The organism is Telluria sp. ZB4P37, assembly GCF_059685855.1.
Window position 1 is genome coordinate 99,424 of the sequence record NZ_JCASID010000003.1, and the last position, 21,935, is coordinate 121,358.

Consider the following 21,935-nt stretch of genomic DNA (forward strand, 5'->3'; position numbering starts at 1 on the left):
TGCGCAGGCGCGCGCTGCGCCCGGTGCTGCGTCAGGCGATGGCGTCGCGCACGCTGCCGTGGGCCGAGGCCAGCAACGCCCGCGCCTGCTCGACGGTGGTTTGTTTGGTCAAGGCCACGATCGCGGTCTTGACGTGGTAGCCGCACTGCTCCAGCACTGCCTGCGCGGCCGCCTCGTCGGCGCCGGTGGCGAAGACGGTGAGGCGGATGGCACGGCGTACCAGCTTGGCATTGGTCGCCCGGAAGTCTACCATCAGGTTGCCGTAAACCTTGTTCAAACGCACCATCAGCGCGCTGGAGAAGGTGTTCAGCGCGATTTTCTGCGAGGTGCCCGCTTTCAGGCGCGTGGAGCCGGAGATGACTTCCGCACCGGTGTCCAGGGTGATGCCGATCTCGGCGCCGTTCGCAACCGGCGCGTCGGCATTGTTGGAAAAGCCGATCGTCAGTGCGCCGGCTTCGCGCGCCGCGCGCAGGGCGCCCAGCACATAGGGGGTGTGGCCCGATGCCGCCAGCAGCAGCACCACGTCATCCGGGCCGACGTCGACGCTCTTGAGGTCGGCCGCGCCCTGCTCGAGGTCGTCCTCGGCGCCTTCGACCGCCACGAACATGGCGTCGGCGCCGCCGGCCAGCAGGGCCACCGCGCGGCCGTGCGGCCAGGAGAAGGTCGGGTTCAGCTCGACGCTGTCGAGCACGCCCAGGCGGCCGGAGGTGCCGGCGCCGGCGTAGATCAGGCGCCCGCCCGCTTCCATCCGCGGCAGCGCCGCAGTGACGGCGGCAGCGATGCGTGGCGCCGCGGCGCGCACTGCTTCGACCGCGCGGGTCTGGTCGTCGATGAAGACATTCACCAGTTCGACGGTCGGATACTGGTCAAGCGTCGCGTGGTCCTGGGCCGGGGTTTCGGTTTTCAGCATGGACGGGTCTCTTGGAGCGGAGTGATCGATAAAACCAGTGTAATACCAATTGCCAGCCTCATCCCATGAAAGCTGGGACCGGCATCATGCCGAAAAGTTATGCTGCTTATGAGCGTCTACAAAATTCTCAGGGCAAGACGGTGCAACGCAGCACTGAGGGTTTTTTAGACGCTCGGACGGCGCAGCTCGGCGACGAAGTCGTAATGATCGCTCAGGCAGTACGAGTGGGTCAGCTCGACCGGTTCATTCGACTCCAGGTAGCCGATGCGGGTAATGAACAGCACCGCGCGGCCTTCCGGCACGTCCAGGCGCGCCGCCAGTTCGCGGGAGGCATTCATGGCGCGCAGGTGCTGCAGCGCGCGCACCGGCATGTGGCCGGTCTTGGCCAAATGGGCATACAGCGAGCCGCCGACGTTCTCGGGACGCGGCAGCACGGTGGCCGGGAGGATGCTCACTTCATACGCCATCACCACGCCGTCGGCCAGGCGCAGGCGCTCGAGCCGCGCCACCCGCGTATTGGGCGACAGGCCGAGCGAGAGCTGCTCGTCGGCGTCGGCCGACACGACTTCGCGCCGCAGCCAGTGGCTGCTGGGCGTATAGCCGCGCTGCTGCAGCTGTTCGGAAAAGCTCGACAAGTCCGACAGCGGCTGCTCGATGCGCGGCGCGATGTAATTACCGGAGCCGCGCTTGCGCACCACCAGGCCCTGGTCGACCAGCTGGTCGATCGCCTTGCGCGCGGTGACGCGGGAAACGTCGAGCCGTTCGGACAGGGTGCGTTCGGAAGGCAGCGCCTGGTCGGCCTGGTAGCGGCCTTCGCGCACGTCCAGCGCGAGCTTGCGCGCCAGCTGCATGTACAGTGGCGAGTTGTCGTTCAGGTCGAGCTGGAAGGCGGGGCTGGTCGTGGTCATCGGCGTGTAAAAGGTGCGTACAAAGTGTAATGGCGACAGCGTCGCCCGACACCATGCGGCCCATGAAAAAGCGTTGTCATCGCATTCACTGGACTTATAAGCATACCACTTGATACCAATATAAAACGGTTATGCCACCGCCACGGCTATTCATTTGGCAAGGCTCCCTGTCACTCCGTATGCTCGTCAGGACGCAATGACAATAACAAGCCGCAAGGGCGAAAAGGGAGACCGGATGAACCAAAGCAGGCGATCCTTGCTGGGCATGGCTTTGCTGGGCAGCGTCGAACCGCTGTTCGCGGCGCCACCCTCGGCGGCTAGCGCGCCGCTCCTCTCCCTGGAATCGCGCCGGGCGCTCGATGCAGAACTCGCGGCGGTCGCGGGCGATCCGTCGATGCAACTGGCCAGCCTGTCGGTGGTCGCGATCCGCGGCGGCCAGCCGGTGTATGAACAGGCGTTTGGGCGCCGTTTCATCGGCAACGGCGCCCTGCCCGACCGCTTGGCCACGCCGGCGTCCCTGTACCGCATTGCCTCGATTTCCAAGATGATGACCACCCTGGGCCTGATGCGCTTGGTCGAGGCAGGCCGGGTCGACCTGGACGCCGACGTCTCAGGCTACCTGGGCTTCAGCATGCGCAACCCGCATTTTCCCCAGCAGGCCATCACCCTGCGCACCCTGCTCACCCACACATCCTCGCTGCGCGATGACGGCGGCTATTCGTGGCCGCTGACCACCGCCCTGAAGGACGTGCTGGTGCCGGGCGCCCCGCTTTACGCAGCAGGCAGCATGTGGTCGGATCGCGCCGGACCGGGTGTTTATTTCACCTACTGTAACCTCGGCTGGGGCGTGATCGGCACCGTGATGGAGCGCGTCACGGGCGAGCGCTTCGACCTGCTCATGCAGCGTTTGCTGCTGCAGCCGCTGGGCATTGTAGCGGGCTATAACCCGTCGGCGTTGCCACCGGCGGCGCTCGACAATCTGGCGACGCTCTACCGCAAGCGCACCACGGACACCGAAATCTGGAACGCGGAAGGCTCGTGGATCGCGCAGGTGGATGACTATTCCACCAAGCCGCCGGCGCCGCCGGCCGGCATCGCCAGCTATGTCCCGGGCGCCAACGCCACGCCCTTCAGCCCGACCGGCGGCCTGCGCATCTCGGCGCGCGACATGGGCGTGGTGATGCGCATGCTGATGAATGGCGGCATGCACGGAACGACACAGCTGGTCCAGCGCGCGACGCTCGAGCGCAAGTTCGCGCGCCAGTGGACCATTGATGCCAAGGGCGGCAACGGCGATTCGATGAACGGCTTCTTCAATGCCTGGGGCCTGGGCAACGCCCAGTTCCCGGACCGCCCCGGCATGGCGCTGGTCGAGGGCGGCGGCTTCGAGGCCGTCGGCCACCTGGGCGACGCCTACGGCCTGCGTTCGGTATTCGCCTTCGACCCGGCGCGTGGCAACGGCCTGATCGTGCTCGCCGGCGGCAGCTCGCATGACCCGGCCCTGCAAAAGGGCCGCTACTCGGCCATGGCGCGCTACGAGGAACGCATCCTCACGGCGCTCTACCGGCATGCCATCGTCGGCCAACGGGCGGCATCGTGATGCCAAGCCCATATTTATATACCGTGGTTATGGCGTCCGGCGCGACTTTCATTGGCCGTGATGGGGCCCAGCACCTAAGCTCTCACCCCATGTCCAAGAAGAAAAGTGCAGGATGCAGCAGATAATCGTCATCGGCGGCGGCGTGGTCGGCCTGACCTCGGCCTGGTGGCTGGCCGAAGCCGGCTACCGCGTCACCGTGCTCGAACGCGCGCCGGAAGTCGGCAGCGGGTCCAGCTACGGCAATGGCGGGCAGCTGAGCTACCGCTACGTGTCGCCGCTGGCCGACGAGGGCGTGCCGCTGAAAGCCCTGCAGTGGATGTTCCAGGACACCGGCCCGCTGCACTTCCGTCCCGAGGCCGACCTGCGCCAGTACCGCTGGCTGGCCAGCTTCCTGGCCCATTGCCGCGCCGACGTCAACCGCAAGACCACGGCCAGGCTCTTGGCCCTGGGCGAACTGTCGCGCCAGGGCATGAAGCAGCTTGAAGTGAGCATCCCGCTCGACGAATTCGACTGGCGCGACGCCGGCAAGCTGGTGGTCTACCGCTCGCGCGACGTGTTCGTGAAGGCGGCGGGCAAGGCCGGCGCCGGCGAAATCTGGTCTCCTGCCGAATGCGCCGCGCGCGAACCTTCGCTGGCTGCCGCCGAACCGCTGCTGGCCGGCGGGATCTATAACAGCGGCGAAGCGGTGGCCGACTGCCACGCTTTCTGCCTGGCGCTGGCTTCGCGCCTGCGCGCCCATCCGCGCTTCCAGGGTTTCGTGGGCGGCGAGGCGCGCCGCCTGCTGGCCGACAGGGGCCGCATCACCGGCATCGAAGTGCAGGATGGCACCGGCGTCCGCACCATCGCCGCCGACAGCTATGTGCTGGCGGCCGGCATGCAGAGCCGCACGCTGTCCGATACCGTCGGCATCACCCTGCCGCTATACCCGCTCAAGGGCTACAGCCTGACCGCGCCGATCCGCCCGGACGACGTGGCGCCGGAAATCAGCGTCACCGACTTCGAGCGCAAGGTGCTCTACGCGCGCATCGGCAACAAGCTGCGCGTGGCCGCCATGGTCGACATGGTGGGCGAAGACCTGAGCCACAATCCGAAACGGGTCGATAGCCTGACCCGCCAGGTGCGCGAGACCATGCCGCGCGCGGCCGACTACTCGCAGCTCTCGGTCTGGGCCGGCCTGCGCCCCGCCACCCCGAGCAGCGCCCCGATCATCGGCGCCACGCCCTACGCCAACCTGTGGCTGAACGTCGGCCACGGCCCGCTGGGCTTTACCTTCGCCTGCGGCAGCGCCGCCCTGCTGGCCGGCGCGATGCAGGGCGAAGCGCCGCCGTTTTCGCTCGATGGGCTGACCCTGCGCGGCTGACCCGGTCCGTACGCCCGCCGGAAATGGCGGATAATGGCGCCCATGTCCAAGACAAGCACTCCTGGCGCCTGCCCCTGCGGCGGGCCGTCGCTGGCCACCTGCTGCGGCCCCTTCATCGCTGGCCAAGCCCTGCCGCCCACGGCCGAGGCCCTGATGCGCTCGCGCTATACCGCCTACAGCCAGAAGAACGAGCCTTATTTGCTGGCGACCTGGCACCCGAGCACCCGCCCGGGCGAGCCCGTCATCGACGAAAAAGAGCCGATCCGCTGGCTGGGACTTGAGGTAAAATCTGCTTTACGTTTACGTCAACGTCAAGTAAATTTGCCGGACGATCCAGACCGTGACACCGTCGAATTCGTCGCCCGCTTCAAGGTGGGAGGACGGGCGCACCGGCTGCACGAAGTGAGCCGTTTCCTGCGCGAGCCTGACCCGGAGACCGGGGCGCCGCGCTGGTACTACGTGGACGGCAGTTTCCCGACATAGAACAACAGAAGAGACTAGACATGCCCCAGATCGAGAGCAAACTCAACCCGCGCGGCGACGACTTCAAGGCCAATGCGGCAGCCATGCAGCTGATCGTGGACGACCTGCGCGCGAAAGTCGCGCAAGTCGCCCAGGGCGGCGGCGAAGCGGCCAGTGCCAAGCACCTCGCACGCGGCAAGCTGCTGCCGCGCGACCGCGTGCAAATGCTGCTCGACCCGGGCACGCCCTTCCTTGAATTCTCCCAACTGGCGGCCTACGAGATGTACGAAGGCGCGGCACCTGCGGCAGGCATCATCACCGGCATCGGCCGCGTGGCCGGCCAGGAATGCGTAATCGTCTGTAACGACGCCACCGTCAAGGGCGGCACCTATTACCCGATGACGGTGAAAAAACACCTGCGCGCCCAGGAGATCGCCGAGCAGAACAACCTGCCCTGCATCTACCTGGTCGATTCGGGCGGCGCCAACCTGCCGAACCAGGACGACGTGTTCCCGGACCGCGACCACTTCGGCCGCATTTTTTATAACCAGGCCAATTTGTCCGCCAAGGGCATCCCGCAGATCGCGGTCGTGATGGGCTCGTGCACGGCCGGCGGCGCCTACGTGCCGGCGATGAGCGACGAATCGATCATCGTCAAGGAGCAGGGCACCATCTTCCTGGGCGGCCCACCGCTGGTGAAAGCGGCGACCGGCGAAGTGGTCACGGCCGAAGACCTGGGCGGCGGCGACGTCCACACCCGCCTGTCTGGCGTGGTCGACCACCTGGCGCAGAACGATCTGCACGCGCTGTCGCTGGCCCGTACCATCGTCTCGAACCTGAACCGCACCAAGCCGGTGCAGGGCGCGTTGCGCCAATCGCTTGAGCCCCGCTATGCGCCGGAAGAACTGTACGGCGTGATTCCGGTCGACACCCGCAAGCCCTTCGATGTGCGCGAAGTGATTGCCCGCGTGGTGGACGGCAGCGAATTCGACGAGTTCAAGGCGCGCTACGGCACCACGCTGGTATGCGGCTTCGCCCATATCTACGGCATGAAGGTCGGCATCATCGCCAACAACGGCATCCTGTTCTCGGAATCGGCGCTCAAGGGCACCCATTTCATCGAGCTGTGCTGCCAGCGCAAGATCCCGCTGGTCTTCCTGCAGAACATCACCGGCTTCATGGTCGGCCGCAAATACGAAAACGAAGGCATCGCCCGCAACGGCGCCAAGATGGTCACGGCCGTGGCTACCGCTTCGGTGCCGAAGTTCACGGTCATCATTGGCGGCAGTTTTGGTGCCGGTAACTACGGCATGTGCGGCCGCGCGTTCTCGCCGCGCTTTTTGTGGATGTGGCCAAACGCGCGCATTTCCGTCATGGGCGGCGACCAGGCCGCATCGGTGCTGGCCACCGTCAAGCGCGACGGCATCGAGGGCAAGGGCGGCCAGTGGTCGGCCGACGAAGAAGCCGCCTTCAAGCAGCCGATCAAGGAACAGTACGAGCACCAGGGCCACCCGTATTATGCGTCGGCGCGCCTGTGGGACGACGGCGTCATCGACCCTGCCGATACCCGCACCGTGCTGGGCCTGGGGCTGTCGGCTGCGCTGAACGCGCCGATCGAGGACACGAAGTTCGGCGTGTTCCGGATGTAAAGGGAACTTGACAATGGAATATCAAACGCTCACCATCGCCATCGACGAAAAGGTCGCTGCCGTCACCCTGAACCGCCCGGACGTACGCAACGCCTTCAACGAGCACGCCATCGCTGAGCTGGCGCTCGCTTTCGACGAACTCGGACGCATTGATGCTGTGCGCGCCATCGTGCTGGCTGCAAACGGCCTGGCCTTCTGCGCCGGCGCGGACCTGAACTGGATGAAGAAGATGGCGGGTTACTCGCACAGCGAGAACCAGGAAGACGCCACGCGCCTGGCCGACATGCTGCGCACCATCTACCTGTGCCCGAAACCGACCGTGGCCAAGGTGCAGGGCGACTGCTACGCCGGCGGCATGGGCCTGGTCGCGGCCTGCGACATCGTAGTCAGCAGCGAGGTCGCCAACTTCTGCCTGTCCGAGGTCAAGCTCGGCCTGATTCCAGCCACCATCTCGCCCTATGTCATCAAGGCGATGGGCGAACAGGCGGCGCGCCGCTACTTCCTCACTGCCGAGCGCTTCGACGCGAAAGAAGCCCATCGCATTGGCTTCGCGCATGAAGTGGTGGCAGCGGACATGCTCGACGCCACCGTGGCCGGCATCGTCAAGTCGCTGGTGACCAATAGCCCGCACGCCGTCGTAGAGGCCAAGAAACTGGTGCGCGAGGTCGTGGGCCAGCCGGTCACGGACGCGCTGCTGCTTGATACCGCCAACCGCATCGCCGCCATCCGCGCATCGAACGAGGGCAAGGAAGGCGTGGCCTCCTTCCTCGAAAAGCGCAAGCCGACCTGGCTGAACTAACACTGGAACCATCTTGAAGCCGCAAACCTCTTCCGACTGGATCGCACGCAGCCTGCGCAGTGTGTGGCACCCGTGCACCCAGATGCAGCACCACGAAGAGGTGCCGCTGATTGCGGTCAGCCACGGCAAGGGCCCCTGGCTGTACGACCATGAAGGGCGGCGCTACCTGGACGCGATCAGCTCCTGGTGGGTCAACCTGTTTGGCCACGCCAATCCGCGCATCAACGCGGCCCTGAAAGACCAGCTGGACAAGCTGGAACACGCGATGCTGGCCGGCTTCACCCACGAACCGGTGATCGAACTGTCCGAGCAGCTGGCGGCCCTCACCGGCCACGCGCTGGGCCACGCCTTCTATGCGTCCGACGGCGCCTCGGCGGTGGAAATCGCCATGAAGATGAGCTTCCACTCGTGGCGCAATGCCGGCCACACGGGCAAGCAGGAATTCGTCTGCCTGCAGGGCAGCTACCACGGCGAGACCATCGGCGCGCTATCCGTCACCGACGTCCCGCTGTTCAAGGATGCCTACGGTCCGCTGCTGCGCGCCTCGCATGTGGTGCCGGCGCCGGACGCGCGCAATGCCCACGAGGGCGAGTCGGCCCAGGACGTGGCACGCCGCGCCATCGGTGACGTGCGTGCCCTGTTCGAGGCACGGGGCGAGCGCATTGCCGCCATCATCGTCGAGCCGCTGGTGCAATGCGCGACCGGTATGGCGATGTACGAGCCGCTTTACCTGGAACTGCTGCGCGAGCTGTGCGACCAGCATCATGTGCACCTGATCGCCGACGAAATCGCGGTGGGTTGCGGCCGCACCGGCACCTTCTTCGCCTGTGAGCAGGCCGCTATCTGGCCGGACTTCCTGTGCCTGTCGAAAGGCATCAGCGGCGGCTACCTGCCGCTGTCGCTGGTGCTCACCAGCGACGAAATCTACCAGTCCTTCTACAGCGAAGACATCACGCGCGGCTTCCTGCACTCGCATTCCTATACCGGCAACCCGCTGGCCTGCCGCGCGGCGCTGGCCACGCTGCAGATCTTCAAGGACGACGACGTCCTGAACCGCAACCGCGAGCTGGCTACCAAGCTGACCGTGGCGCTGGCGCCGCTGGCCGAGCACGACCGCGCGCGCCACTTCCGCCAGCGCGGCATGATCTTCGCGTTCGACGCGGTCGAACCCGACCCGGCGCGTGCTTCGAGCTTCTCGCGCCGCTTCTTCACGAGCGCGGTCGAGAACGAACTGCTGCTGCGCCCGATCGGCCGCACCGTCTACCTGATGCCGCCTTATATCTTGAATGACGAAGAGATCGCCGGCCTGGCCGAGCGCACCCAGCGGGTATTCGAATCGGTGATCGCGGACTGACATGAACCTGATCGCCGCCATCGACCGCAAGCTCGACACGCTCGCCGCGCACAGCCTCACGCGCCGCCTGCGCGTGGCTGACAGCGCCTGCGCGCCGCGCCAGGTCGTCGATGGACGCCCGATGCTGGCCTTCTGCAGCAACGATTATCTTGGGCTGGCGGCGCACCCGAAGGTGGTCGAGGCGCTGCGTGAAGGCGCCAGCCGCTACGGCGCCGGCAGCGGCGCCTCGCACCTCGTCAGTGGCCACAGCCGCGCGCACGCACTGCTGGAAGAGCGCCTGGCCGAATGGATGTCGCCGCATATCGACAAGCCGCGCGCGCTCTACCTGTGCACCGGCTACATGGCCAACCTGGCCATCCTCACCGCCCTGGGCGCGGACCTTGACGCGATGATCTTCTCGGAAGCGCTGAACCACGCCTCGCTGATCGACGGCGCCCGCCTGGCGAAAGCGGGCGTGACGGTCTATCCGCATGGCGACGTCGCCGCACTGGATCAGCTTCTACAGGCCAGCAGCGCCGCCACGAAAATCGTGGTCACCGACAGCGTCTTCAGCATGGACGGCAACCTGGCGCCGCTGCCCGAGCTTCTGGGGCTGTGCGAACGCCATGGCGCCTGGCTGGTGGTGGACGACGCCCACGGCTTCGGCGTGCTGGGGGCGAACGGCCGCGGCGCGCTCGAGCATTTCGGGCTGCGCTCGCCGAACCTGGTTTACATGGGCACGCTGGGCAAGGCGGCCGGCGTGGGCGGCGCCTTCATTGCGGCGCATGCCAGCGTGATCGAGCTGCTGGTGCAGCGCTCGCGCCCCTATATCTACACGACCGCCGCCCCGCCCGCGCTGGCGCATGCCCTGCAGGCCAGCCTGGACATCATCGGTGGCCCGGAAGGCATGCAGCGCCGCGCCCACCTCGCGGCGCTGGTGGACGGCCTGCAAGGCGCGCTGCGTCTACAGCGCTGGCAGCTGGCGACCTCGAACACCGCGATCCAGCCCGTCATCATCGGCAGCAACGGCGGTGCATTGCGCGCGGCCGCCGGGCTGCACGAGCAGGGCCTGTGGGTGCCGGCGATCCGCCCGCCGACGGTGGCGCCGGGCACCGCACGCCTGCGCGTGACCCTGTCGGCCGCGCACACGGTCGAGGAAGTGGCGCTGCTGGCCGGCGCGCTCAATGAACTGGAAAGGGCCACGACATGAACAACCTGAATGAGCCGGTGGCACTGACCCCGGACGTAATCGCCCCGGGTCACGCGCAAGGCGTCGCCGAAGTGGCCGACCCGGTGCTCGAGACGCAGCCGGAAGCACGCGCACTGGATGCCATTCCGTCGCGCTTCTGCTGCTTCGTCACCGGCACCGACACCGAGATCGGCAAGACCCTGGTCTCCAGCGCCATCCTGCACAAGCTGGCCAGGAGCGGGCGCCGTGCCTGCGGTATGAAGCCCGTGGCGGCCGGCGCCACCATGGTCGACGGCGAGCTGCACAACGAGGATGCCGACATGCTGCGCGCCGCCGGCAACGTGCACTTCCCAATCAGCATCACGACGCCATTCATGCTCAAGGAGCCCGCCGCGCCGCACATCGCCGCCGCGCTGGAAGGCGTGACCATCGAATCGGTGCCGATCCTGGCCGCGTACACTGAAATCCAGGCGGCGTCCGACGCCGTGGTGGTCGAAGGCGTGGGAGGTTTCCGCGTGCCCTTCAGCGACGGCTTCGACAGCGCCGACCTGGCCGCGCAACTGAACCTGCCGGTGATCCTGGTGGTAGGCCTGCGCCTGGGCTGCATCAGCCACGCGCTGCTCACGGTCGAAGCGATCGTCGCGCGCGGCCTGGTGCTGGCCGGCTGGGTCGCCAATACCGTCGACCCGGACATGCGCTTCGAGCGCGAGAATATCGAGGCGCTGGAGCAGCGCATCCCGGCGCCGCTGCTGGGCCACGTGCCGCGGCTGGAAGAGCCGACGGCCGCCGCCGCCGCCGAATTCATCGACCTTGCGGGACTGCCGGGCTGGCACTCCCCACGTCCGTAATCAAAGAATAGTCACTGAAGGAACCACCATGTCCCAAACCAATACCGTCGCCCTGCACCGCCCCGTCGCCGCCATCAAGCAGGCGGAGAACGCCACCTGGCCGCTGGCCGACGTGCTGGCGCTGTTCGAGCTGCCGTTCACGGAGCTGATGCACCGCGCCCAGACCCTGCACCGCGCGCATTTCCCGGACGGCGACGTCGAACTGGCCACCCTGCTGTCGATCAAGACCGGCGGCTGCGAAGAAGACTGCGGCTACTGCCCGCAGGCCGCGCGCTACGACACCGGGGTCGAGGCCAAGAAGATCCTCGACCTCGATACCGTGCTCGATGCGGCGCGCCAGGCCAAGGCCAGCGGCGCCACGCGCTTTTGCATGGGCGCCGCATGGCGCAGCCCGAAGGAGCGCGACATGGAAAAGGTCGAGACCATGGTGCGCGAGGTAAAAGCACTGGGCATGGAAACCTGCGCCACCCTCGGCATGCTCGAGGAAGGCCAGGCCGAACAGCTCAAGCGCGCGGGCCTGGACTACTACAACCACAACATCGACACCGCGCCGGACTTCTACGACAACGTGATCTCGACCCGCGAATACCAGGACCGCCTGGACACGCTGGGCCGCGTGCGCAGCGCCGGCCTGAAGGTCTGCTGCGGCGGCATCGTGGGCATGGGCGAGACGCGCGAACAGCGCGCCGGCCTGATCGCCCAGCTGGCCAACCTGAATCCGTATCCGGAATCGGTGCCGGTCAACCACCTGGTGCAGGTGGAAGGCACGCCGCTGCACGGCATCGAGAAGCTCGACCCGATCGAATTCGTACGCACCATTGCCGTCGCGCGCATCACCATGCCGGAAGCGCGCGTGCGCCTGTCGGCTGGCCGCCGTGAACTGGGCGAGGCCGTGCAGGCCATGTGCTTCATGGCCGGCGCCAACTCGATCTTCTACGGCGACAAGCTGCTCACCACCGGCAACCCGGAAGCGGACGACGACCGCGTGCTGCTGGAAAAGCTCGGCCTCAAAACCCGCGCCGCCACGCTGGATTCGGCCCCGAAGGCGGCCTGCGGCTGCTAATACAGGTTGCGGCCGGGGAGACACGGCCGCTCATGAACTGATCATCAAGAAGCGAAAGACAACGCATGTTCACCAAAATCCTCATCGCCAACCGTGGCGAAATCGCCTGCCGTGTCGCCGCCACCGCGCGCCGCATGGGTATCCGCACCGTCGCCGTCTATTCGGAAGCCGACGCGGGATCGAAACACGTGGCGGTCTGCGATGAGGCAGTGTTGATCGGCCCGGCCGCCGCCAAGGAAAGCTATTTGCGCGGCCAGAAGATCATCGAGGTGGCGAAAGCCACGGGTGCCCAGGCGATCCACCCGGGCTATGGCTTCCTGTCCGAGAACGCGGAATTTGCCGAAGCCGTGCAGGCGGCCGGCCTGGTGTTCATCGGACCGCCCGGTTCCTCGATGCGCGCGATGGGTTCGAAGTCCGCCGCCAAGCAGCTGATGGAAGGCGCCAACGTGCCCCTGGTGCCGGGCTACCACGGCGACAACCAGGAACCGGTTTTCTTGCGCGAACAGGCCGACCGCATCGGCTATCCGGTGCTGCTGAAAGCCAGCGCCGGCGGGGGCGGCAAGGGCATGCGCGTGGTCGAGCGCTCGGAAGACTTCGAAGCCGCGCTGGCCTCGTGCAAGCGCGAAGCGATCAGCTCGTTCGGCGACGACAAGGTGCTGGTCGAGAAATACCTGATCCGCCCGCGCCATATCGAGATCCAGGTGTTCGCCGACACCTTGGGAAACTGCGTCTACCTGCACGAGCGCGACTGCTCGGTGCAGCGCCGTCACCAGAAGGTGCTGGAAGAAGCGCCGGCGCCGAACATGCCGCCAGACCGCCGCGCGGCGATGGGTGAAGCGGCCGTGAACGCTGCGCGTGCCGTGGGTTATGTCGGCGCCGGCACGGTGGAATTCATCGCCAACCAGGACGGCTCGTTCTACTTCATGGAGATGAACACCCGCCTGCAGGTGGAGCACCCGGTCACCGAGATGATCACCGGGACCGACCTGGTCGAGTGGCAGCTGCGCGTGGCCGCGGGCCAGCCGCTGCCGAAGAAACAGAGCGAACTGGCGATCCACGGTCATTCGATCGAAGCGCGCGTTTATGCCGAGAACCCGGAAAAGGGCTTCTTGCCCTCGATCGGCACGCTGCGCCACATGGACACGCCAGCCGCCGTCGAGTTCGAGCTCGGCGCTTTTGGGCTGGACCCTGCCGCCGTGCGCGTCGATTCGGGCGTGCGCGAGGGCGATGCCATCTCGCCCTTCTACGATCCGATGATCGCCAAACTGATCGTCTGGGGCGCGGACCGCACCCAGGCGCTGGCCCGCCTGTCGCAGGCCCTTAGCGAATTCCAGATCGTGGGCCTGGCCACCAATATCGCCTTCCTGAAGCGCCTGGTCGAAGGCGAGGCCTTCTCGAGCGCGGACCTGGACACCGGCCTGATCGAGCGCCACGGCGAGACCCTGTTCCCGGCGCCATCGGCAGCCCCACTGGGCGCGCTCGCGCTGGCCGCGCTGGCACTGAGCACCGGCGAAACCCAGCGCGGGGCCGCCAATCCCGCCGAGCCGTGGGCGCAGGCCAGCGGCTGGCGCATGAACAGCGCCTACCGCCGCGTGCTGTCGTTTGCCGATGAGTTCACGGGCAAGGAAGGCGGCTACCAGGTGGGCCTCACTTATACCTCCCACGACTGGGAGATCGATGCGAATGGCGAGCGCCAGCCGCTCGCGCTCGTCCGCCAGGATGGCGCCGAACTGACCATCCGCCTGGGCGAGACCTCGCTGCACGGGAGCGTGCGCCGTGACGGCGATGTGTTCCACGTCTTCACGGGCGGCCGCCATTTCACGCTGGCGTACAATGACCCGATGGCCCATGCGGGCGAACAGGAAGCCGCCGGTGGCCGCCTGACGGCGCCGATGCCGGGCAAGGTGGTGGCCGTGCTGGCCGTGGCCGGCAAGGAAGTGAAGAAGGGCGAGCCGCTGGTAATCATGGAAGCCATGAAGATGGAGCACACGATTGCGGCACCGAGCGACGGCCTGGTGGAAGAAGTGCTGTACCAGGTCGGCGACCAAGTGGCCGATGGCGCACCCCTTTTAGCGTTCAAGGCGGCCTAACAACACCACACAAGAGGGGGAGTCATCATGCGCGTACTCCTGTTTCGCGAAGACGGAGTGATCGAGCCATGGGCGCGCGAATTCGCCGCCCTCATGCCGCACGTGGAAACCGTCGCCTGGCGGGAAGGCGAAGCCCTGCCGCCCTGCGACTACGCCGTGCTGTGGAGCCCCACGCCGGCCTTGCTGGACCAACTCGCGCACGTGCGGGCGATCTTCCTGATGGGCGCTGGTGTCGACGCCCTGCTCAAGCTCGGCGACGCCTTGCCCCCGGTGCCGATCGTGCGCCTGGGCGATGCCGGCATGGGCGTGCAGATGGCGGAATACGTGGCGCATGCCGTGCTGCGGTATTTCCGCCGCTTCGAGGAATACGAGCAGCAGGCGCGCCACGGCGCCTGGAACCCGCTCCCGCAGATCCAGAAACAGGATTTTTCGGTCGGGATCATGGGTCTGGGCAGGCTGGGCCTTCCGGTGGTCGAGGCGATGCGCCTGTTCGGCTTCCCGGTGCGCGGGTGGAGCCGCACGCCCAAGGACATCCCGGGCGTCGACTGCTTCCATGGCATGGACGGGCTGGATGCTTTCTTGCGCGGCACCCGCGTGCTGGTCTGCATGCTGCCGCTCACGCCGGAGACGGCCAACCTGCTCGACCGCCACAACATGGGCAAGCTGCTTCCGGGCGCCTATCTCATCAACGTCGCACGCGGCCCGATCCTGGCCGAACCCGACCTGATGACCCTGATCCGCTCGGGCCACATCGCGGGCGCGACGCTCGATGTGTTCCGCCACGAGCCGCTGCCAGCGCCGCACCCGTTCTGGAACGAGCCGCGCATTTCCATCACCCCGCATATCTCGGCGCTCACCGTGCGCCATGACGCCGTGCGCCAGATCGCCGACAAGGTCGCAGCGCTGGAAAGCGGGCAACCGGTCGCCGACCTCGTCGACCGCCAATTAGGATATTGATCAGCATGAACCAACAAGCCAGCCTGCCGAAGAAGGTCAAGATTGTCGAAGTGGGGCCGCGCGACGGCCTGCAGAACGAGAAAGAGGCGCTGTCGGCCGCGGTAAAAATCGAGCTGGTGAACCGTCTCGCGCGCGCCGGCATCCCGAATGTCGAGGCGGCGTCATTCGTGTCGCCGAAATGGGTGCCGCAGATGGCCACCAGCCTGGACGTCATGGCCGGCATTGAACGCCTGCCGGGCACGATCTATTCGGCGCTGACGCCGAACATGCAGGGCTTCGAAGCGGCGCTTCAAGCGAAGGCCGATGAAGTCGTGATCTTCGGCTCGGCCTCGGAAGCCTTCTCGCAAAAGAACATCAACTGTTCGATCGCGGAATCGATCGCGCGCTTCGAGCCGGTGGCGAAGGCCGCCAAGGCCAACGGCCTGCGCCTGCGCGGTTCGATCAGCACGGCCTTCGGCTGCCCCTACCAGGGCGAGGTTCCGCTCGATGCAGTGGCCGACGTGGTGCGCCGCATGCGCGACCTGGGTTGCGACGAGATCGATATCGCCGACACCATCGGCGTCGGAACGGCGCGCCAGACGCAAAGCGTGATGCTGGCCGCCAGCCGCGAATTCCCGCTGCTGCAGCTGTCGGGCCACTTCCACGATACCTATGGCCAGGCGCTGGCCAACATCTACGCGGCGCTGGAAGTCGGCGTAGCCATCTTCCACTCGTCGGTGTCGGGACTGGGCGGCTGCCCGTATGCAAAGGGGGCCACCGGCAACGTGGCGACCGAGGACGTGCTGTACCTGCTGCACGGTTTGGGGATCGAGACCGGCATCGACCTGGACCAGGTGGTCGACGCCGGGCAGTTCATTTCACAGCAGCTGGGCCGCAAGGGCGCCAGCCGCGCGGGGAATGCCATCGCGGCCAAGCGGGCGGGCTGACCCGCTTCCCCCCCGGTGCCGGGCCGCTCCCGGCTGCCGGGCAGGGCCGAAAACGAAAAAAGCCGACAGTTTTCACTGTCGGCTTTTCTCTTCATGCTGGTCGGAGTACAAGGATTCGAACCTTGGACCCCCTGGTCCCAAACCAGGTGCGCTACCGGGCTGCGCTACACTCCGAAGACCAAGATCATATCGGGGAAGCAGGCTTCGGTCAAGGTTTAAGGGCAAAATAAGTGACCCGCCGTATTCTTTGCCTCGTCATTTCGACAATGATCAGGCAGACAATATTGTGAATTTTGCAGCACATGAGGACATGGGCGACGACAGGGCGCGAGGGGACCGGCGTTTTCTCGCGGGCATCGGCGTGTCGATTGCCGTGCACGTGCTGGTGTTGTTTGCTTATCGCCACAGCGGGACGACGATGCCTGCCTTCGAGCCGGAACCGGAGCCAATGATGGTCTCGATACGGCCACTGCCGCCGCCTGTGCCGCCGCGTGTGGAAGAAGCGCCGCAAGTGCCTGCCGCCGAGGCAAGGTCGCCGCGCAGCACCCCCAAGTCGGCGAAGAAGCGGGTGATTGCGGTGCCGGAGTCAAGGGAGCAGTCGTGGCCGGATGCGTTTGCCGTGCAGCAGCAGGAGGAGTCGGCGCCGGCCGCCGATGAGGCGCCGGCCTTCGATATGAATGCGGCAAAGCAGACTGCGCGCAATCTGGCGGGCCGGACCAAGCTCGGCCGCGAGGACACGGCGCTGGCGCAGTTTCCGGAGCCGCCGCTGGAGACGGAATCGAAGGCGGCGCGGGCAATCAGCAAGGCCAAGCGGCGCAATTGCAAGGATGGGATACCGGGTGGGTTGCTGGCGCCGCTGTTTTTGGCGATGGACAAGAAGGATAGCGGGTGCAAGTGGTGAGTCGAGGGCGCATTCGTTAGTTGAACGCGTGGGCGGAATCCGCCCATCCTACGGGCTAGCTTTGACTCTCCTTGATTTGCAAGGCGCGGTCGTACAAGGCGTTCTTCTTGCGGCCCGTGATTTGCGCTGCCAGGTTGGCGGCCTGTTTCACCGAACATTCCGTCAACAGGATTTGCAGGATGCGCTCGGCTTCAACATCCTGCGCGTCGGTCTCGGCTACTGCGCCTTCGACCAGCACGACGAATTCGCCGCGCTCGCGGTGCTGGTCGGCCTTGACCCAGGCCAGCGCGTCTTTCAGTTCGCAGCGGTGGATTTCTTCGAACATCTTGCTCAGCTCACGTGCGAACACGACCTGGCGGGTCGGCTCGAAAGTCGCCACCAGGCCTTCGACGCATTCGACAATCCGGTGCGGCGCTTCGTAGATAACCAGGGTCGAGGACTCGCGGGCCAGCAGCGCCAGCGCCGATTCGCGCTGCTTCGGCTTGGCCGGCAGGAAGCCGACAAAGTGAAAACGGTCGTTCACCAGGCCGCTGGCCGACAGCGCCGTGATCGCGGCCGATGGTCCCGGCAGCGGCACCACGTTCAGGCCTGCCGCGCGCACCGCGTCGACAATCCGCGCGCCCGGGTCCGACACGGCCGGGGTGCCGGCGTCGGACACCAACGCCACGCGCTGCCCGCCCTGCAGGCGCTCGACGATCTTGTCCGCGACCTCGCGCTCGTTGTGCATGTGCGCGGCAATGGTCTGCTTGGCCAGGCCGAAACGCTGCAGCAGCGCACCGGTCTTGCGGGTGTCTTCGCAGGCCACGACATCGGCCAGCGCCAGCAGGTGCAGCGCGCGCAGCGTGATGTCGGTGACGTTGCCGATCGGTGTAGCCACGACATACAGCGTTGCGGTAGGATAGGACTGCTGGGCCGCTTCGCCCATGACGGGTAGCCGGGCGATGTCGATGGTCTGCTGTTCTGTCATAAGGGGTTCCGATGCTGAATGAAAATATCAAGGCACTGCTTGCGACAACTGCGCTGGCCTCGTTCGGCCTGCTGGCGGGATGCGGCAGTACGCCCTTGCCACCCGACACCGGCTGTGGCGTACCGGGCGGATTGTGCGCGCCCGCCGCGCCGAGTGCAAGCCCGCTGCCTACCGAACCCGGCTATACGCCCCCTCCTCCCCTTGAGCCTGCGCGCACCAGTCCGGTCGAACTGCCGCCCCCGAGCGACGGCCGTCCGCTCGCCGCCGATGCGCTTGCCAAGGGCGTGCGCATCGCCCTGCTGCTGCCCTTGCAGTCGGGCTCGCTCGCCCAGCCTGCCGAAGCGGTGCGCGCCGGCTTCATGGCCGGTTACGAGCGCGACCGCACCGGCGTGACCGTCAACGTCATTCCCACCAGCGATTCCACCCAGGACACGCTCGACGCCTACGCGCGCGCCGCCCCCCAGCACGACATCGTGGTGGGGCCGCTGGCCAGGCCCGCCGTGGCTGCGCTGGCGACCAGCGGCGCCGTCAGCCGGCCGACGATTGCCCTGAACCATCCGCAAATCGACGGTTCGCTGCCGCGCCAGATGCTGGTGGTCGGCCTCTCGCTCGAAGACGAAGCGCGCCAGGTTGCCGACTGGGCCGCCGCCGAACAGCCGGGCGGCCGCGCCCTGGTGCTGACCGGTTCCGCCACCTGGCAGCAGCGCCTGACCGGCGCCTTCACCAGGCGCTGGTCGGAGCTGGGCCTGAACAATTCCGTGGTCGACCTGCCCAGCAGCGATGGTTATGTCGACGGCAACTCCCTGGCCGAGCTGCGCGCACGCATCCAGGCCGACCCGCCGCAGCTGATATTCGCGGCGCTCGACGCGGTGCAGCTGCGCCAGGTGCGCAGCGCCATCGGCACCTCGCTGCCGACGTATGGCACCGCCTCGGTCAATCCGGGACGCGACCCGGCGACCCAGGCGCCCGAACTGGCCGGCGTGCGCATCCTCGACCTGCCCTGGACCGTGCAGCCCGGGCACCCGTTGGTGGCGAGCTATCCGCGCTGGGGCGGCGCCCTCGATGGCTTCGACATGCAGCGCCTGTACGCGCTCGGCATCGATGCCTACCGCATCGCACGCGAGCTGGCCCTGCGTCCCACCGGCGCATTCCAGCTCGACGGCGTCACCGGCCGCCTGTCGATCGACATGGGCAATGGCTCTAGCGCTCCATCCTTCCGCCGCGTGGAGACCGGGACGGTCTACCGCGACGGCGGCAACTTCGAAGCGGCAGCCTTCGCGCGCTGACATGTGGCCGCTGCGCCTGTCGTTGCGGCAGGCCCAGGGCCGTGACTGGGAGCAAGCTGCCCTGCTCCACCTGAAACGCCAGGGGCTAAAACCGGTCGAGGAAAACTTCCGCTGCAAGGGCGGCGAAATCGACCTGGTCATGCGCGATGGCGCTACCCTGGTGTTCGTCGAGGTGCGCCAGCGCGCCGGCACCGAACACGGCGGTGCGGCCGCGAGCATCACGCCTGCCAAGATCCGCCGCCTGCGGCGGGCGGCGCAATGTTACTTATTGCGTTTCCCCGTCACCCCGCCTTGCCGCTTCGACGTGGTCGCCATCGACGGCAGCCGGGTCGAGTGGTTACAGGATGTCATCATTGACTAATTGAAATGTAAGCAATTTTTACCGAGGTTGCCCGCCCCGGGTTGCTACTACACTATAATCCCCGGCTATGAATACTCAACGCATCCTCGCTCACTTCCAGGAGAGCGCCGACCTGAAAATGAAGTCGGCTGCTACTCTCGCCCAACCTATCTCGCAGGCGATCGAACTCATGTTCGGCGCTTTGTCCAACGGCAACAAGATTCTGGCCTGCGGTAACGGCGGTTCCGCCGCCGACTGCCAGCACTTTGCTGCCGAACTCGTAGGCCGTTTCGAACGCGAGCGCTTCCCGCTGCCCGCTATCGCCCTGACCTGCGATACCTCGATCATGACGGCGGTCGGCAACGACTACAGCTTCCGGGAGATCTTCTCGAAGCAGGTACAAGCCTTCGGCCAGGCTGGCGACGTCCTGCTGGCGATTTCGACCTCGGGCAACTCGGCCAACGTGCTGGCTGCGGTCGAGGCGGCGCTGGAACGCGAAATGCGTATCGTGGCCTTCACCGGCAAGGACGGCGGCGCGCTTGCCAAGCTGCTGACAGATGCCGATGTCCATATCAACGTGCCGCACGCACGTACCGCTCGCATCCAGGAAGTCCATCTGGTCGCGATTCACTGCATTTGCGACGGCATCGACGTCGCATTGTTCGGAGGAGATGAGAATGAATAACAAGCGCCCGCTGGCCGGCCTGGTATCAAAAATCGTACTGGGCACCGCGCTGGCTGCCTCGCTGTCGGGCTGTATCGGCCTGGCGGTAGGTGGCGCTGTGATGACCGCTGTCTCCGCGAATGACCGCCGCACCATCGGCATGCAGACCGAAGACAAGTCGATCAACGTCAAGGCCGAGATCAAGATGCAGCAGCTCACCGGCGAGCATGGCCACGTCAACGTCACCAGCTACAACCGCAAGGTGCTGCTGACCGGCGAAGTCCGCGACGAGGCCATGAAACAGGCCGCCGAGCGCGAAGTGCGCGAGATCTCGAACGTGGTCGCGGTGATCAACGAGCTGGAAGTGGCCGGCCCGTCGAGCTATACCTCGCGTTCGAGCGACGCCCTGATCACCACCAAGGTCAAGGCCAGCCTGGTCGACAAGAAGACCATCTCGGCCACCTCGGTCAAAGTCACCACCGAGCGCGGCGTGGTCTACCTGATGGGCCTCGTCACTCCGCGCGAAGGCAATATCGCGGCCGACGTCGCCAAAGGCGTCGCCGGCGTGAATCGCGTCGTCAAGATCTTCGAGTACATCAGCGAAGAAGACGTCAAGTCGGGCCAGGCTTCGTAAGCCTGCTTGCTGCGGCAGGACTTCGGTCCTGCCATTTTCTTATCCCCTTCCCCATGACCGCATCCACCTCTTCCCGCTCCTGGTTCAGGCCCGCCGCCATCGGCGCGGTCGTGCTGGCGCTGGCCGGCATCGGCTACGCGTCCTTCAACGGCAGCAGCGCCGCGCCCGACGTCACCTTCATCAGCATCAAGGGCGACAAGATCAGCACCCAGTCCATGCGCGGCAAGGTCGTGATGGTGAATTTCTGGGCGACTTCCTGCGTCACCTGCGTCAAGGAGATGCCGCAGATGGTCGAGACCTACGAGAAGTACAAGGCACAAGGACTGGAATTCGTGGCGGTGGCGATGCAGTACGACCCGCCCAACTACGTGCTGAACTTTACCGAGACGCGTAAACTCCCCTTCATCGTGGCGCTCGACTCGGGCGGCGACATCGCCAAGCAGTTCGGCGACGTCACCCTGACGCCGACGACCTTCCTGATCGACAAGAACGGCAAGATCATCAAGCGCTATGTCGGCGAGCCGGAATTCCCGGCCCTGCACAAGCTGATCGAGAAAGAGCTCGCCGGCTGATCGTTTACTTCGGGTAGAGGATCATCTGGGTGCAGCGGAACAGCGCAATCGTCTTGCCGCTGTCCTTGTCCGTCACGATCGCATCCCATACCTGCGTCGTGCGCCCCAGGTGCACGGCGCTCGCCACCACGGCAATGGTGCCCTGGCGCGCGGTGCCCAAATGGTTCGATTTCAATTCGATGGTGGTGAAGCTCTGGGCGCCTTCCGGCAGGTTGGCGATACAGGCGTAGCCGGCCGCGGTATCGGCCAGCGTGACCACGCTGCCCGCGTGCAGGTAGCCGTTCGGGGCCAGCAGGTGCGTTTGTACCGGCAGCTCGGCGCAGACGCGGCCTTCGGCCACTTCGGTGATGCGGATGCCAAGGTGGCCGGGAAGGAAGGGCTTGCCGAATTCGTTGAAGGATTCTGGGGTGTGTTTCAGGGTCATGGGGTCGCTTTTGGTGCAAAAGCGGGGATCGTACACTGGGTGGGGATATCTTG

The 21,935-nt window shown here is 66.3% G+C and carries 22 protein-coding genes and 1 tRNA gene; 18 read left to right on the top strand and 5 right to left on the bottom strand.

Going from position 1 to position 21,935, the window contains the following annotated elements:
• Window positions 1-31: 31 nt before the first annotated feature.
• Both AC56K1_RS07740 and AC56K1_RS07745 read right to left on the bottom strand, forming a co-directional pair.
• Window positions 32-910 carry an N-acetylmuramic acid 6-phosphate etherase gene (locus AC56K1_RS07740; protein WP_497157265.1) on the bottom strand — a complete coding sequence of 293 codons (879 nt, stop codon included), beginning with the start codon at window positions 908-910 and terminating at the stop codon, window positions 32-34.
• A gap of 164 nt (window positions 911-1,074) precedes the next feature.
• Entirely contained in the window at window positions 1,075-1,818 is a 744-nt protein-coding gene (locus tag AC56K1_RS07745; protein WP_497157266.1) for a GntR family transcriptional regulator, read from the bottom strand.
• A 235-nt stretch (window positions 1,819-2,053) separates the two neighbouring features.
• On the opposite strand from AC56K1_RS07745, the gene AC56K1_RS07750 reads away from it, so the two are divergent.
• The 12 genes from AC56K1_RS07750 to AC56K1_RS07805 all read left to right on the top strand — a co-directional run bounded on the left by AC56K1_RS07750 (window position 2,054) and on the right by AC56K1_RS07805 (window position 16,094).
• The gene (locus AC56K1_RS07750) at window positions 2,054-3,418 is read left to right on the top strand and encodes a serine hydrolase domain-containing protein (protein WP_497157267.1); all 1,365 of its coding nucleotides are present in this window, start codon (window positions 2,054-2,056) and stop codon (window positions 3,416-3,418) included.
• A gap of 112 nt (window positions 3,419-3,530) precedes the next feature.
• Complete coding sequence (locus AC56K1_RS07755) at window positions 3,531-4,778, top strand: D-amino acid dehydrogenase (RefSeq protein WP_497157268.1); 1,248 nt, start codon at window positions 3,531-3,533, stop codon at window positions 4,776-4,778.
• 42 nt (window positions 4,779-4,820) lie between these two features.
• The gene (locus AC56K1_RS07760) at window positions 4,821-5,261 is read left to right on the top strand and encodes a YchJ family protein (protein ID WP_497157269.1); all 441 of its coding nucleotides are present in this window, start codon (window positions 4,821-4,823) and stop codon (window positions 5,259-5,261) included.
• 20 nt (window positions 5,262-5,281) lie between these two features.
• Window positions 5,282-6,889 carry a carboxyl transferase domain-containing protein gene (locus tag AC56K1_RS07765; RefSeq protein WP_497157270.1) on the top strand — a complete coding sequence of 536 codons (1,608 nt, stop codon included), beginning with the start codon at window positions 5,282-5,284 and terminating at the stop codon, window positions 6,887-6,889.
• Between the two features lie 13 nt (window positions 6,890-6,902).
• Window positions 6,903-7,688, top strand: coding sequence for an enoyl-CoA hydratase/isomerase family protein (locus tag AC56K1_RS07770; protein WP_497157271.1), 786 nt, complete (start codon window positions 6,903-6,905; stop codon window positions 7,686-7,688).
• Window positions 7,689-7,701: 13 nt separating this feature from the next.
• Window positions 7,702-9,042: an adenosylmethionine--8-amino-7-oxononanoate transaminase gene (gene bioA / locus AC56K1_RS07775; protein ID WP_497157272.1), complete on the top strand. Its 1,341-nt coding sequence runs from the start codon at window positions 7,702-7,704 to the stop codon at window positions 9,040-9,042.
• Window position 9,043: 1 nt separating this feature from the next.
• Window positions 9,044-10,231 carry an 8-amino-7-oxononanoate synthase gene (gene bioF, locus AC56K1_RS07780; RefSeq protein WP_497157273.1) on the top strand — a complete coding sequence of 396 codons (1,188 nt, stop codon included), beginning with the start codon at window positions 9,044-9,046 and terminating at the stop codon, window positions 10,229-10,231.
• Complete coding sequence (gene bioD / locus AC56K1_RS07785; protein ID WP_497157274.1) at window positions 10,228-11,058, top strand: dethiobiotin synthase; 831 nt, start codon at window positions 10,228-10,230, stop codon at window positions 11,056-11,058. Before bioF ends, bioD begins: the two co-directional genes overlap by 4 nt.
• 28 nt (window positions 11,059-11,086) lie before the next feature.
• Window positions 11,087-12,121, top strand: a complete 1,035-nt coding sequence (gene bioB, locus AC56K1_RS07790) for a biotin synthase BioB (RefSeq protein WP_497157275.1) — start codon at window positions 11,087-11,089, stop codon at window positions 12,119-12,121.
• Between the two features lie 65 nt (window positions 12,122-12,186).
• The gene (locus AC56K1_RS07795) at window positions 12,187-14,211 is read left to right on the top strand and encodes an acetyl/propionyl/methylcrotonyl-CoA carboxylase subunit alpha (RefSeq protein ID WP_497157276.1); all 2,025 of its coding nucleotides are present in this window, start codon (window positions 12,187-12,189) and stop codon (window positions 14,209-14,211) included.
• A 27-nt stretch (window positions 14,212-14,238) separates the two neighbouring features.
• Window positions 14,239-15,168 carry a 2-hydroxyacid dehydrogenase gene (locus AC56K1_RS07800; RefSeq protein ID WP_497157277.1) on the top strand — a complete coding sequence of 310 codons (930 nt, stop codon included), beginning with the start codon at window positions 14,239-14,241 and terminating at the stop codon, window positions 15,166-15,168.
• A gap of 5 nt (window positions 15,169-15,173) precedes the next feature.
• Window positions 15,174-16,094 (top strand): hydroxymethylglutaryl-CoA lyase, encoded by a 921-nt coding sequence (locus tag AC56K1_RS07805; protein ID WP_497157278.1) that lies wholly within the window; start codon window positions 15,174-15,176, stop codon window positions 16,092-16,094.
• A 97-nt stretch (window positions 16,095-16,191) separates the two neighbouring features.
• Here the strand turns inward: AC56K1_RS07805 and AC56K1_RS07810 are convergent.
• Window positions 16,192-16,268, bottom strand: a tRNA-Pro gene (locus AC56K1_RS07810).
• A gap of 73 nt (window positions 16,269-16,341) precedes the next feature.
• Here AC56K1_RS07810 and AC56K1_RS07815 point away from each other — a divergent pair.
• Window positions 16,342-16,995, top strand: coding sequence for a cell envelope integrity TolA family protein (locus tag AC56K1_RS07815; RefSeq protein ID WP_497157279.1), 654 nt, complete (start codon window positions 16,342-16,344; stop codon window positions 16,993-16,995).
• Between the two features lie 55 nt (window positions 16,996-17,050).
• On the opposite strand, the gene rsmI is transcribed toward AC56K1_RS07815, so the two are convergent.
• Window positions 17,051-17,962, bottom strand: a complete 912-nt coding sequence (gene rsmI, locus AC56K1_RS07820; protein ID WP_497157280.1) for a 16S rRNA (cytidine(1402)-2'-O)-methyltransferase — start codon at window positions 17,960-17,962, stop codon at window positions 17,051-17,053.
• Window positions 17,963-17,973: 11 nt separating this feature from the next.
• Between rsmI and AC56K1_RS07825 the strand changes: the two genes are divergently transcribed.
• From AC56K1_RS07825 to AC56K1_RS07845, 5 genes are all read left to right on the top strand, one after another.
• Entirely contained in the window at window positions 17,974-19,248 is a 1,275-nt protein-coding gene (locus AC56K1_RS07825) for a penicillin-binding protein activator (protein ID WP_497157281.1), read from the top strand.
• A 1-nt stretch (window position 19,249) separates the two neighbouring features.
• The gene (locus AC56K1_RS07830) at window positions 19,250-19,609 is read left to right on the top strand and encodes a YraN family protein (RefSeq protein WP_497157282.1); all 360 of its coding nucleotides are present in this window, start codon (window positions 19,250-19,252) and stop codon (window positions 19,607-19,609) included.
• A 67-nt stretch (window positions 19,610-19,676) separates the two neighbouring features.
• Window positions 19,677-20,273 (top strand): phosphoheptose isomerase, encoded by a 597-nt coding sequence (locus AC56K1_RS07835; RefSeq protein ID WP_489874799.1) that lies wholly within the window; start codon window positions 19,677-19,679, stop codon window positions 20,271-20,273.
• Entirely contained in the window at window positions 20,266-20,886 is a 621-nt protein-coding gene (locus tag AC56K1_RS07840) for a BON domain-containing protein (RefSeq protein ID WP_497157283.1), read from the top strand. The genes AC56K1_RS07835 and AC56K1_RS07840 overlap by 8 nt, the downstream gene beginning before the upstream one ends.
• 53 nt (window positions 20,887-20,939) lie before the next feature.
• The gene (locus AC56K1_RS07845; RefSeq protein WP_497157284.1) at window positions 20,940-21,458 is read left to right on the top strand and encodes a peroxiredoxin family protein; all 519 of its coding nucleotides are present in this window, start codon (window positions 20,940-20,942) and stop codon (window positions 21,456-21,458) included.
• Window positions 21,459-21,462: 4 nt separating this feature from the next.
• On the opposite strand, the gene AC56K1_RS07850 is transcribed toward AC56K1_RS07845, so the two are convergent.
• The gene (locus AC56K1_RS07850) at window positions 21,463-21,882 is read right to left on the bottom strand and encodes a PaaI family thioesterase (protein ID WP_497157285.1); all 420 of its coding nucleotides are present in this window, start codon (window positions 21,880-21,882) and stop codon (window positions 21,463-21,465) included.
• Between the last annotated feature and the right edge of the window lie 53 nt (window positions 21,883-21,935).